Source organism: Paludibaculum fermentans (genome assembly GCF_015277775.1).
GTDB classification, from domain to species: domain Bacteria; phylum Acidobacteriota; class Terriglobia; order Bryobacterales; family Bryobacteraceae; genus Paludibaculum; species Paludibaculum fermentans.
Genome location: NZ_CP063849.1, coordinates 3759067 through 3771073, shown reverse-complemented (window position 1 = coordinate 3771073; position 12007 = coordinate 3759067). Strand labels below are relative to the sequence as shown.

Genomic DNA, 12007 nt, shown 5'->3' with positions numbered 1-12007 from the left:
GAAACTGTAAAGTGAGGAGGAAGCAGGGCCAAAGCCCGCCATGGCTGACAATCCCGAGTTAATAGGCAGGTGGGTCCTCAGTGGAGGAGAAATAGTCGCGGACGAAATCTGCGAGGAAATCCAGCGCCGCATCTCCAGGTATCTCCAACTGGTCTCGTCTCGCGAGGGAGGTTGGAGAATTCTGTACCAGCACCGGACTGACGAAAGCTACTGGGATGTCTGGCGTCAACTATTCCGCACGGCCGGGAGTTTTAATTGTCGCCCGTCATGGGAACTCACCTATCCGGAGAGTCACCTGCACGGTGGCGGCCCGCCCAAACTGACGAGGCTCTCACTCGAAGAGGTGCGGCAACCATACCCCGGCGCACCGGGAAGCTGCGCCGGCTGAGGTCATTGAGAAGGTTCGCGGTTCACCGCGCTACCGGCCGCCATCCGCACGCGCCTCGCGAGGTGCCCCGCTCTGACGGAGCCTCTCAGTCATCCTGTCCACCCATTCAAAGGGCCAAACACCGAGACTCTCTGCGGCCAGACTACCCCAATACACCATCCAGAACGCCAGGCCCGCCAGGCGAATAGAGAGCTCGGCTCCGGAGAAGAATAGGCTTGTGACGCTCATCAGAAGTAGGAGTGAGCCAAGCGGCAGAAGCACCCATCCAAGACGCAGAATGGCCCGGGCAATTGGACGTGCGACGGGTCGCCGCCATCTGCGCAAGGCAATTCGGCGGGCACTGAGCCCGACGAGGAACCAGATAGGCAGCACAAACAGGCTTGTCAGGATTTGCCCGCGTGGCGTGGCCAGGGTATCAATACAAGTAGCCTTTCGGCTGATTGAAGCCTGAAGCAGCATCGCGGCCATGAAGGCGGGGTAGTCGGTGCCTAGTGCCGCCGACTGACCGAAGGAGTAACTTGTCCATGCGCCGCAGAAACCGTAAGGTTCAAACATCGGCCGGGCCAGATCCATTCGGACGAACGCCGCCACGTCGGACCTTCGCTCATTCTGCGCCGCCGCCCAGTAGTCATACCCGATCAACCCAAAATACCGGGCCGTCTGCAGCAGAGCGAAGACCAGCGGGAACCATCGGGAGGTCAAGAACACATACGATTGGAAACCCGAGCGACCTCAATTGTTCCTGGGGCCATATCAAGCGAGGGCAAGGTTCGAGGCCCTCGAGCGTGTGCGCCGTCTCGTTGCGGTTCACGTCCTTACGTACCGATCTTCGGCAGTTCCTTCGTACTCACAACAGACCGGCCCGCGAAATCGATCTCGCTGACCATGTTCTTTCCCCCTCTGGCGTAGAACAGGACCAACCGGTCGCCGGCAACCCAGGTCGACCCCAAAACCCCGTCGATATCTTTCACGACCTCCACATAGTGGGACCCATCCGCGTTAGCGACGCCGAAAACGAGTCGATCCTCGCTCGTTACGCTCTTGTCGCCGTTCGTGTCGGCCGGCACGACCTGAAAGACCAGCCATTTGATCGGCCGCTTCTCGCTTTCGAAGCCCGGGATGAGTCCATCCGCTCCGTAACGCTCCATGCTCACAATCAAACCCTTGTTGTGAGGCATCAGCCAGCGGGAAGATTTATCGGCGAGCTGGACGAAGAGGTAGTTTCGGACTGCTGAGTCTTGCTTGCCAATCGAGCCAACCTTGTACGGCTGCATCGACGAGACGGGCGCGACCACGTAGCCGGATCCTGCGACTGTTTCAAATCGCCCGAACCACCAACGCTCCTCGCCGCTTCCCTCGACTTGAACCGCACCATTTGCGCGATACGCCGCCTGGCTCCCAAAGAGGAGAGTCCAGGCGGAGAAACAGAGAGTTGTGCAGGCGCCGGTTCCGGCAATGAAAATCAGCAGCGCATTGACTCTCCAGACCATCCGGAATGTAAGATACTTGCGCATGAAAACTCCAATCGGAATAAGTCTACTCCGTGCGCCAATTAAGATGTGCGCCTCCGATGGACGCGTGGCGGCCATCGGCGGTCGAAGAAGTCTCCCCGGAAAGACGGTTCACCGATGTGAGATGAAGTTCTCGCCAAGCCGCACAGCGCCGGCCACAACTACGGGCACAAGTGCGGCATCCTGCCTACATCCAGGGACAAGGGCGAGTTTCTGGAACGATCTGATCAGATCGCGGTTAGCCTTTCCTTTGCTTCGTTCGCAATCGCGCTTCAACCCGGTAGGAACCGCCTCATGCAAACACCATGCGGCTACTGGGACACCCTCTGAAGAATAAACTCCACTTGGCGTGCCAGATCGACGGGCAATCCCAATCGCACACATTCAAGCATTTTAAGTAGCTGCAGAGCCTCGCCCTCGCTCACCGGAGTGAATGTTTCATTGAATTTTTCCACCCACAAGTTCATCAACTCGATGGCGCAATCCAGAAAATCAGAGTCGTTTGAATCGGCGGCGCGGAGATAGTAACCGAGTTGCTGCCACTTCCCAGTAGAACGAAGCAGCCGCAACACGCCTCGGTGAACCTTGGCATCGGGATTTTCGAGCGCTGCGGCCCAGACCGCCTCCGCCGGGACTGCTCGCTTCTCCAGGAGCGTGGAGGCAGAAACTCTGGCAACAGACAGAACATCGGACGAGACAAGTTGGCACAGGCCCTGTTCGTGGCCCCCCACTCCCAACGCCCCTAACGCTTGCACCGCCACGCGGCGCACTCGGGAGGAACTGCGTTGAAGAGCCCCGGCCACCAGGATCGCGTCACCGGGGTTCCCTGTCTCGGCTAGACCTTGAATACAGATTGCGGGCTGCTTTGCGGCATGATCGCGAATTGCAGCACGATAGAACTCTGCCGGTTGCAGCCCGAGCCGTTCCGAAAAGGCCCTTTGACACAAATGGCGATTCGTTGCCGAACGGTCATAGAGATAGCGTTCCAGCTCCCCCGGTTCAATCGTCTCTCGATCCAAATAAGCCTCAAGGGCCATTCGCCTGATAGGCCCATAGGGATCTTCTGCGGCCTTCCTTCTGAATGCATCGTGGTCCTCACCCGGTCGGCTGGTCGCAAGTTCGAACGCCCACCTTCGGACAACCACGTCGTCGTCGGCAATCGCGTGGAGGATTGCGTCCCGGAAAGGGAACGACGGGCTGCTTACTGCAATCCGGTAACAGCGTCGCCGCACATCTTTGGATTCAGCACTAAGTCCACGGCGAAGGCTCTCCGCACATTCGCGACTCCGCAGGAGATCTTCGACCCACACTGTGAACTCTGGCCGATATCGGCTGTTCCTGGCGAGGCGCCCGATAAGGCCGAGACACCGCACAAACTCGTCGCCATAAATTGGATTGAGCTTGTTGCGAAGCGCGATTTCCGCCGCTAAGCGGACTTCGCGCACCCAGTCAACCAGCCGCGAAAGGATGAAAGGAATACTCGTCGCCGTGGATTCGGCGGAGAGGGTCTGCAAAGCCGCCGCGCGCACGTATCCGCTCTGGTGGCAACTCATCAGGTTGAGGTAGAGCAGTTCGGCGTCACTGGATTTGGGCAAGGCTGGGATCTGTTCGGCCGTCATGCCGTGCCAGCTGTACTCAGGAATCCAGGCCGGCCTCAATGCTTCGTCCAACAGCGGCAGAAATTCAATCGGAAGCGAAGAAAACAACCGATGAATTGCCGATAGCGCCTGGGCGCGAATCCTCTCGTTACCGACAATGCCAAACGACATGATGAACGGGATGGCGAGCGGCTCCTTCGAATTGCCGATCTGCTCGAGTACACCAGGTACGTCTCCCCATCCAATCCACTTGGCAGGGCTCCTCCACCAACCGTTCAGCCTGGCAAGAAGCGCTTCGGTGGACGGGGACACTCGTCTCAAGCTGTAGTTCTTCACGAGTTCTTCAAGTGCTCCGTCACCGCTCCCAGAATACAGCCTGGAAGATTGACCCCTCAGGCGCCCCCCCAAATTGGTAAGCCATGGTTCGGACTAGATTAATCGTCGTGGGCCAATCGATACGACGAGGACTTCCCCATTGCTCCCGCCCCCCCACCCTTCCTCCATCATCCCCACCCCCACCCGCTATCCTGAACCCATGGAGATCCTATACTGATCAATCAACAAAAAGCCCTAGTCCTGGGCGGCGGCGGATTTGCCGCGAGTTCCTGGTCCACCGGACTCATCATCGGCATGGCTGACGCTGGCGTCGATGTCCGCGATGCAGACGTAATCATCGGCACCTCCTCCGGAGGCCGCGTAGCCCTGCAATTGGTCTCCAACGCGCCGCTCGAGGAAATCTTCGAACAGCAAGTGACCGTCGCCTCGCGAGTGGCCCGGCCCGCGACAAACGTCGACTGGAGCCGCCTCCAACGGGAAATCGCCCACGCGAAAGCACTCGGCGGCGAGCGCACCGACATCCTCAAGCGCATCGGAGCACTCGCCCTGGCCAACGGCGGACCGGACCGCCGGGCGTTGGTCGCCTCGCAGTTGCCGATGCAGAACTGGCCGGAGCGGCGCGTGCTCTTCACCGCGCTGAACGCCGAAACCGGTTTACGCCGCGCCTTTGACCGCGAGAGCGGAATCGACCTGGTCGACGCCCTGATGGCCACCACGGCCTTCTTCGGCTGCCCGCCGGTCTGGTTCGAAGGGGCGCCCTACATCGACGGTGGCTTCCATTCCAGCGACAATGCCGATCTCTCGGCAGGCTACGCCAAGGTGCTGGTCCTGGCGCTGAACCCGCCACCGGGGGCTATGAAACTGGTGCCGCTGGAAGATGGCGTCGCCGACCTCCGGGCAACGGGTGCGGAGGTTGTGGTGATCCAACCGGACGAAGAAGCAACAGAAGCGATCGCGTCGGGCGGCACGCCCATGAATCCCGCGATCTGTGAGCCGGCCACCCGAGCCGGCCGCGCGCAAGGCCGCCGGGTGGTCCAGGCCCGCGGCACAACCGGTTGGTGGTAACCCTCAAACAGAGCCGCGACCGTTTTGAGCCGCGACCGTAAGGGAGCGGATAACCCCGACAGTGCCCCCAGTCACCCAGCGTGCGGCTGATGAGACCACGCGCCCAACCGCGGCGTCCAGGCTCTCGGCACAACCGGTTGGTGGTGCGCGCTTAGCCACCGGCCCTGAGCATCATGCGCAATAGCTCAGCCCACTGGCGGCAAGCCCCTCGTTCTGTGATCAGGCCAAGGTGGAACCTGGATAGCTCTCTGCCATGGGACTCAACACCAGGAACGCCGACGTGGAACGGCTGGCCGCTGAAGTGGCCGGTTTGGCTCGTGAATCCACGACCGCAGCCACCCGGAACGCCCTGCTGGAACGCCGCGCTCGCTTGCAGCCCAGCGAGGACAGGTCTGTTGGCCCCAGAAACATCCGGGACTACATGGAGCGAAACATCTGGCCGTTGGTTCCGCCCGCCGAACTCGGACGTGTTCTCAGCAAATAAGAGGAACATCGGATTCTGGGCTACGGGCCAAAACACGATTAACGGATGGGTGGCGACCATCCCGCGTAAGTCGCCATCCATCGGAACGAGCCAAGCAACCAGCGGTGGCTCGAAGCTATCGAAAAGGCCGGAACGTGTGGTTACCTACTCCAGCAACCAAGCTGGATTCCTCTACTTTGGTCTCGAATTCCGCCTACCAAAATCTTAGTTTTGCCACCAATCCGCGCATGTGGTGCAGGAACCGGCCTCGCCGAGTGAAAATCCAAGCGGGATCGGAGGTCGTGACGTTCACCACCTCAGCGGGTGCGATCACATCGTAGGTTGAGTCCGAAGTCCGCTTGATCAGGATCTTCGAGTCGGGTTCGACGTCCGAGTCAATGACAAATTGAACCCTTATCGAAAAGTGTTCACCACCGCACGTTTTGGCGAACGGAGCAGCCCGGATCGCTGATTCAACCTGGTGTGTGAGTAGGGGATACCCATGGGACTGAATCTCGACGAGCATTGACGCCGAATCGATGAGGACTGTGGTCTCGACGGTTCCTTGAATGCGGCTCTTCAAAACCAACGCGGGGTAGCTCAATGCCGCAGTCAAGTCCGGTATGCACGTTTCACTCTCACCTGTAGCCGGTCTTTGAAGCAGCGCCAGCAGAATCAGCACAGTTGCGATTCTGCCGGCAGATCCCACATTCACTCCCGAAGGATACCAAGCGGCGTGCGTTCCTTGGTCAGCTTGGACAGCCCCAACCGGTAGGAAAGCGCGAGTGCATTCGGAATGTGGCAGCCCTGCACTACCAGCATCTCCAACGCCTGCGAGCCTCCCCCATCACAGTTCCGGTATCACGCAAACCAGGCCGATTTGACACATTGAGTTTTCTTCATCACAGAACTCCGAAATATTTCTCGCTTTATCAATTCAAAGACATACAGACCTCATGCTCGAAAATGCTTGGTAGCCCCTGTCTACGCTGGATATAGAGGAATATTTCGATGAACAACGCCGACACCACGGAAGCCACCCGCGCCGCCGGGAGCTCTCCGTCCTCCGTGCCTGTCCCCACGGAGTGCGCGTCCAGCACCATATCCGCCGCCGTGGCATCCTGCGCGGACAGCCAGCCGGCCACGCAGTCCAGCCGCTCTCGCACCACCCGCCCCCTCGCCAGCATTTCGGAAAAGCGCCTCGCGGCCAACCGCGCCAACGCGAGGCAGTCCACCGGCCCACGCACCGCCGTCGGCAAATCGGCCGTAGCCGAAAACGCCTGCCGCACCCGGTTCTTCGCCCGCGTCCACCGCATGCCGCCGCACATCGAGGCACACTTCAAAGCCCGCGCCGAAGAGAAAACTCGCTGCCTCTCCGACCCAGCCCGCCGAGCCCACCACTACGACTGGTGGATGCTCGACGGCCATCGAATCCTCCACGAGAAGCGGGAGCAGGGGCTGTTCAACGCCGGCCTCGAATATGCCAAAGGCGACGAAACCCAAGCCGCCGCCTGGGTCCTCCGCCAGTCCGGCTACATTGCAGCCCTCAACCGCTACGCCGGCTGGATCCAGGCCCACCTGAGCAAAGTCGAACGAGCGCTCTCCGCCGACCCCGACCGGCTCGAATCCGAATTGGCCCTAATCAATCCAATCGAAGCCGAATCCCGCGCCGAAACGCCCGCGCCGGAGCCACCCGCCGTCCAACCCAATCCGATTTTGGCCGAACAAACCCACTGCGCCAATCCGTCGCAATGTGTGACACCACAGCCTCAACTCGTGACACCGCCGCCCCAGCTCGTGACACTACAGCCCCAACAACCCGGCCCGCTCCCCCAGGGGTACGGTCCGCGGACATAGGTAACGAATTGGACCGGCGACATCGGTAACACAGATCAGCGGCGCAAGAGATCTGATCCGCCTTATCGGTACGGCACGATGAGTGTCGATGCCGTGGAAGGAGACCAGAGCAATGGACCAACGGGTTCAACTATTGCAGGAGTACGACGAAGGCGAGACCGTGACCGCACTGGCGGAAGCCTATGGCGTATCGAGAAAGACGGTCCACAAGTGGATCAAGCGTCGAGAGGAGGAAGGCGTGGCCGGTTTGCAGGACCGCAGCCGGGCGCCTCATACCAGCCCGCAGGAAGTCAGTCAGGAAGTCATAGAGCGCATCCTGGCTGAGCGGCGGAAGTGGAACTGGGGCCCGCGCAAGCTATTGAGGAAGTTGGCCGAGGCGGAGCCGGAGAGGAAGCACTGGCCGGCGCCCAGCACCATCGCCATGATCCTGAAAAGAGCGGGTCTGAGTGTCACACGAAAGCGACGCTTGCGGACGCCGCCCTTCGGGCAGCCCTTTGCGTCCGTGGATGGACCCAATCGGACGTGGTGCGCGGACTTCAAGGGTTGGTTCCGTACAGGTGATGGCGTGCGTTGCGATCCATTGACCATCACGGACGCCCACAGCAGGTACTTGCTGCGCTGCCAAATTACGCCGAAGACGGATGGAAAGCATGCGGCTGCGATCTTCGAGGCGGCGTTTCGAGAGTACGGTCTGCCGGAGGTGATTCGTACGGACAATGGCACGCCGTTTTCGACGCGGGCGCCTGGCGGACTCAGTCGGTTGTCGATGCGCTGGGTTCGGCTGGGCATTCTGCCGGAGCGCACAGCACCGGCCTCACCGCAGGAAAACGGCCGCCACGAGCGCATGCATCGGACGTTGAAACAGGACACGCTGAATCCGCCGGCGGCCAACCCGCGCCAGCAGCAGAAGCGATTTCACGACTTTCAAAGGATCTACAACGAGCAGCGGCCCCATGAAGCCCTGGACTACGATACGCCGGCAAAACACTATCAGCCGTCGTTGCGCCCGATGCCACGTCGGATCCCGGAGGTGGAGTACCCGGCAGGGCTCGTGCTACGACGGATCCAGAATCACGGAGATCTCTACTACAAGGATCAGAGGATTTTCATCAGCGAGATCTTTGCGCGTCAGTTGCTTGGACTGCGGCAGGTTGACGATCGCTATTTCGAAGTGTTCTACGGCATGCTGTTGCTCGGCTGGCTGGACATAGAGCGTAATCGGTTTATGAGGAAGAAGCCGAAGGCGCTGGAGCAACAGGACGACGAATCCGCGGCGGTGCCGGCCGCTGAGTAAGGCCCATGGAAATGACGCACCGTGGAAAGCGAGGAAATCCAAAAACAGGATTCCCTCGCTTCCCACCGCGCTTGGAAATCGCTACGCGATTCCCACATTTCCACAGGCGTACGAATCCGGCTAGAATCGCGAAAGGCGATCAGACAAGCCCCCGCGACGACTGTTACCCATGTCGGTAGACCAGATTGTCACCCATGTCCGCGGCCGTACACAGCATTACCCCCAGCGCAGCTGGGGGCCCGCCGCAATCCCAACATCACCCGATCCAAACCCAGAAGCCAAATCGCAAATTCACCTGGCCGAACAAACCCACTGCGCCAGCCAGCCATCCCAACAACCCGGCCCGCTCCCCCAGCATTCCCTCCGGCATTGCCGGAGGCCCGCCGCAACCCCAACGTCACCTGAACCAAACCCAGCAGCCCAATCACAAGTTCATTTGGCCGAACAAACCCACTTCGCCAGCCAGCCATCCCAACAACCCGGCCCGCTCCCCCAGCATTACCCCCAGCGCAGCTGGGGGCCCGCCGCAATCCCAACATCACCCGATCCAAACCCAGAAGCCAAATCGCAAATTCACCTGGCCGAACAAACCCACTGCGCCAGCCAGCCATCCCAACAACCCGGCCCGCTCCCCCAGCATTCCCTCCGGCATTGCCGGAGGCCCGCCGCAATCCCAACGTCACCCGACCCAAATCCCGAAACGCACCCGGAGGCCAACCCGCCAGGGGTCATCGTTCCGCAAGAGTCTGCTCAAAGGAATTTGGCCGAACAAACCCACTTCGCCAATCCGTCGCAATGCATGACACGACAGCATCAACTCGTGACACCGCCGCCGCAACTCGTGACACTACAGTCCCAACAACCCCACCAACTCCCCCAGCCTTCCCTCCGGCATTGCCGGAGGCCCGCCCCAATCCCAACGTCACCCGACTCAAACGCCGAAACCCGACCTGAGGAGAATCCACCAGAGGTCATCGCTGCGCAAGAGTCCGCTCAAAAGATTCTGGCTGAACAAACCCACTTGTCCACCAGCCCGTCTCCCTCACGTCCGCTGCCCGCTCAACGCCTCCCGCAAATCCTCGGGCAAGGGACACGCCTTCTGCGTCTTCGTCGACATGCACACCACCGTGACGATCCCGCTGGCCGCTACCTCCGACGTCTCTTCCAGGTACACGTTGAACTCCAGCGTGTACGACGACGTCCCCAGCTTCGACACCCCCACCGTGATGTAGATGGGGTCGTCATAGCGCAGCGCCGCCAGATAGTCCGCCTCCACATGGACCCGCGGATACGACAGATGCGCGGGCGCCCGCTCGGAGTACGCAAACCCGAGCGACCGCATGAATTCGTCCTCCGCCGTCTCCAGATGGCGGAACAACGCCGAGTAGTGAATCCGGCAGCTCGCATCCGTATCAACGAACCGGATCCGGCTGCGCCAGGCGAAAGGGGCACGGGTCGACATGAACCTATTGTGGGCCCAAACCGGGCCCGCGCGACCCACCTACACCGTCCGGCACACCAGCGCCGCCGGCAGCATCCGCAGCCGGACGCCCGCGACTCCCGGAATCAGCTCGCCGTCCAGCATCAACTGCTGCGCCGCCACCGCGTGGATCTCCGCCTCCTCCACCTGCAGGAATCGCGATGGCCGCCACACCGGCAGCTTCAGCATCGACGTCACGTTGTGCAGCATCTGCGACGGATAGGGGGCGGTCATCTCCATCACGTCGGCCAGCCCGTCCTGGCACGACGCCTCCGGGAAGCCCACAAACCCGCCCACATGCTTCGTGTTGTTCAGCAGGATGCCCGTCAGCCGGCGAGTCTCCAGCGGCCCGCCATGGTATGCGATCCGGAACTCCTGCACGCTCGGCCAGGCCAACACGGACGCCGCCGCGTAGCTCAGCCGCCGCAATGGACGGAAGTGCTCCGCCAACCGTGTCACTAGCGTCGGGTAGCCGAACGACACCGACGACCCGCACAGCCGCAGGTAGGGAGCGCCCCGTTCGGGGATCACCTCCACCGCCATCAGGTCCACGGCTGCCGGAGCCGGCAGGCCGCGCAGGTCCCGCGCCAGGGCATTGCCCCGGCCCTTGGCTTCAATGACGATCTCCGGAAAAGGCGCCCGCAGCTTCTGGAGTTGATGGAACAGCGCGCCGTCGCCGCCAGTCACGATGAGTGGCATAAAAAAAGGGGACGGCGCGGCAGCACGCTGCCAGGCCGTCCCATCTTTGATACCAGAGTCGGAGGACTATTTGTCGGTCAGGGCCGCCACACCCGGCAATACCAGGCCCGACAGGAACTCCAGCGAGGCGCCGCCGCCCGTCGAAATGTGGCTGATCTTGTCGGACAAACCGGCCGACTTCACGGCCTTCTCCGAATCACCGCCGCCCACTACGGAGAGCGCTCCCGATTCGGCCACGGCCGTCGCCACCGCGAAGGTGCCCTTGTCGAACGGCTTCTTCTCGAACACGCCCATCGGGCCGTTCCAGATGATCGTCTTCGCCGACTTCAACACCGCCGCAAACTCGGCTACCGTCGCCGGTCCGATGTCCAGGCCCATCATGCCTTCCGGAATCTCCGTCACCACTTCGTTCGGGGCGTTCTCGGCAAACTCAGCCGACACCACGTGATCCACCGGCAGCAGCAGCTTGTCGCCGGAAGTGGCCAGCAGCTCCTTCGCGAGCTCCACCTTGTCCTCTTCCACCAGGCTCTTGCCCGTCGCCTTGCCCTGCGCCTTCATGAACGTGTAGGCCATCGCGCCGCCAATCAGCAGGCGGTCGACGAACTTCAGCAGGTTCTGGATTACTTCGATCTTATCGGAGACCTTCGCGCCGCCCAGGATGCCCACGCAGGGGTGCTCCGGGTTCTGCGTGCACTTGAAGAGGTACTCGAGTTCCTTCTCCATCAGCAGGCCGGCCGCGGCCGGCTTCAGGAACGCGATGATGCCTTCCGTCGACGCATGCGCGCGGTGCGCGGTGCCGAAGGCGTCGTTCACATACACATCGCCCAGCTTCGCCAGTTGCTGCGCGAACGCCGGATCGTTCTTCTCTTCTTCCGCGTGATAGCGCAGATTCTCGAGCAGCAGGATCTCGCCTGGAGCGGGCAGCATCGCTTCCACTTCGGCGCCAATGCAGTCGGGGGCGAACGCCACGGGCTTGCCCAGCAGTTCGGCCAGTTTGAGCGCCACCGGCTTCAGGCTCATCTCTGGATTCGGTTTGCCCTTGGGACGGCCCAGGTGCGAGGCCAGCACGAGGCCGGCGCCCTGTTCGAGAGCGTACTTGATGGTGGGGAGAGCCGCTTTGATGCGCTTGTCGGACGTGATCTCCTGGCCGCCAGGGGCCAGCGGGACATTGAAGTCGACGCGCATGAAGATGCGCTTGCCCTTCAGATCGAGATCGCGGATGGAGAGTTTAGCCATAGGAATGAAGACCTCAATAGAGATCGTAACATCCGGAAATGGGGGGACGCCGGGCAAGGGAACTCGGAGATTGGGCCACA

General features: G+C 61.4%; 11 protein-coding genes. 5 read left to right on the top strand and 6 right to left on the bottom strand.

The genetic code is table 11. The features are described 5' to 3' along the window. Positions 1 to 40: 40 nt before the first annotated feature. Complete coding sequence (locus IRI77_RS38640) at positions 41 to 388, top strand: Imm27 family immunity protein (protein ID WP_194452800.1); 348 nt, start codon at positions 41 to 43, stop codon at positions 386 to 388. Between the two features lie 815 nt (positions 389 to 1203). Here the strand turns inward: IRI77_RS38640 and IRI77_RS14715 are convergent. Both IRI77_RS14715 and IRI77_RS14710 read right to left on the bottom strand, forming a co-directional pair. Beyond that, on the bottom strand, positions 1204 to 1902 hold the full coding sequence (locus tag IRI77_RS14715) for a hypothetical protein (RefSeq protein ID WP_194452799.1): 699 nt from the start codon (positions 1900 to 1902) through the stop codon (positions 1204 to 1206). 308 nt (positions 1903 to 2210) lie between these two features. Further along, the gene (locus tag IRI77_RS14710; RefSeq protein WP_194452798.1) at positions 2211 to 3833 is read right to left on the bottom strand and encodes a HEAT repeat domain-containing protein; all 1623 of its coding nucleotides are present in this window, start codon (positions 3831 to 3833) and stop codon (positions 2211 to 2213) included. Between the two features lie 210 nt (positions 3834 to 4043). Between IRI77_RS14710 and IRI77_RS14705 the strand changes: the two genes are divergently transcribed. Next, positions 4044 to 4898 (top strand): patatin-like phospholipase family protein, encoded by an 855-nt coding sequence (locus IRI77_RS14705; RefSeq protein WP_194453665.1) that lies wholly within the window; start codon positions 4044 to 4046, stop codon positions 4896 to 4898. Between the two features lie 253 nt (positions 4899 to 5151). After that, a complete protein-coding gene (locus IRI77_RS14700; protein WP_194452797.1) occupies positions 5152 to 5382 on the top strand; it encodes a type II toxin-antitoxin system VapB family antitoxin in 231 nt (76 codons plus the stop codon). A gap of 193 nt (positions 5383 to 5575) precedes the next feature. Here IRI77_RS14700 and IRI77_RS14695 read toward each other — a convergent pair whose 3' ends face one another. Then, positions 5576 to 6043 (bottom strand): energy transducer TonB, encoded by a 468-nt coding sequence (locus IRI77_RS14695; protein ID WP_194452796.1) that lies wholly within the window; start codon positions 6041 to 6043, stop codon positions 5576 to 5578. Positions 6044 to 6372: 329 nt separating this feature from the next. On the opposite strand from IRI77_RS14695, the gene IRI77_RS14690 reads away from it, so the two are divergent. Further along, positions 6373 to 7218, top strand: a complete 846-nt coding sequence (locus IRI77_RS14690; protein WP_194452795.1) for a hypothetical protein — start codon at positions 6373 to 6375, stop codon at positions 7216 to 7218. A gap of 112 nt (positions 7219 to 7330) precedes the next feature. After that, a complete protein-coding gene (locus IRI77_RS14685; RefSeq protein ID WP_228486229.1) occupies positions 7331 to 8512 on the top strand; it encodes an IS481 family transposase in 1182 nt (393 codons plus the stop codon). 1042 nt (positions 8513 to 9554) lie between these two features. On the opposite strand, the gene IRI77_RS14680 is transcribed toward IRI77_RS14685, so the two are convergent. The 3 genes from IRI77_RS14680 to IRI77_RS14670 form a co-directional block, all read right to left on the bottom strand. Beyond that, complete coding sequence (locus IRI77_RS14680; protein ID WP_194452794.1) at positions 9555 to 9974, bottom strand: acyl-CoA thioesterase; 420 nt, start codon at positions 9972 to 9974, stop codon at positions 9555 to 9557. Between the two features lie 39 nt (positions 9975 to 10013). Beyond that, a complete protein-coding gene (locus IRI77_RS14675; RefSeq protein WP_194452793.1) occupies positions 10014 to 10691 on the bottom strand; it encodes a diacylglycerol/lipid kinase family protein in 678 nt (225 codons plus the stop codon). 66 nt (positions 10692 to 10757) lie between these two features. Continuing rightward, positions 10758 to 11927: a phosphoglycerate kinase gene (locus IRI77_RS14670; protein WP_194452792.1), complete on the bottom strand. Its 1170-nt coding sequence runs from the start codon at positions 11925 to 11927 to the stop codon at positions 10758 to 10760. Between the last annotated feature and the right edge of the window lie 80 nt (positions 11928 to 12007).

What these genes read in the sequence shown, in the direction of transcription:
- IRI77_RS14670 (WP_194452792.1), bottom strand. Translation starts at nt 11,927, where the DNA reads ATGGCTAAACTCTCCATCCGCGATCTCGATCTGAAGGGCAAGCGCATC.
- IRI77_RS14685 (WP_228486229.1), top strand. Translation starts at nt 7,331, where the DNA reads ATGGACCAACGGGTTCAACTATTGCAGGAGTACGACGAAGGCGAGACC.
- IRI77_RS14715 (WP_194452799.1), bottom strand. Translation starts at nt 1,902, where the DNA reads ATGCGCAAGTATCTTACATTCCGGATGGTCTGGAGAGTCAATGCGCTG.
- IRI77_RS14700 (WP_194452797.1), top strand. Translation starts at nt 5,152, where the DNA reads ATGGGACTCAACACCAGGAACGCCGACGTGGAACGGCTGGCCGCTGAA.
- IRI77_RS14675 (WP_194452793.1), bottom strand. Translation starts at nt 10,691, where the DNA reads ATGCCACTCATCGTGACTGGCGGCGACGGCGCGCTGTTCCATCAACTC.
- IRI77_RS14680 (WP_194452794.1), bottom strand. Translation starts at nt 9,974, where the DNA reads ATGTCGACCCGTGCCCCTTTCGCCTGGCGCAGCCGGATCCGGTTCGTT.
- IRI77_RS38640 (WP_194452800.1), top strand. Translation starts at nt 41, where the DNA reads ATGGCTGACAATCCCGAGTTAATAGGCAGGTGGGTCCTCAGTGGAGGA.
- IRI77_RS14690 (WP_194452795.1), top strand. Translation starts at nt 6,373, where the DNA reads ATGAACAACGCCGACACCACGGAAGCCACCCGCGCCGCCGGGAGCTCT.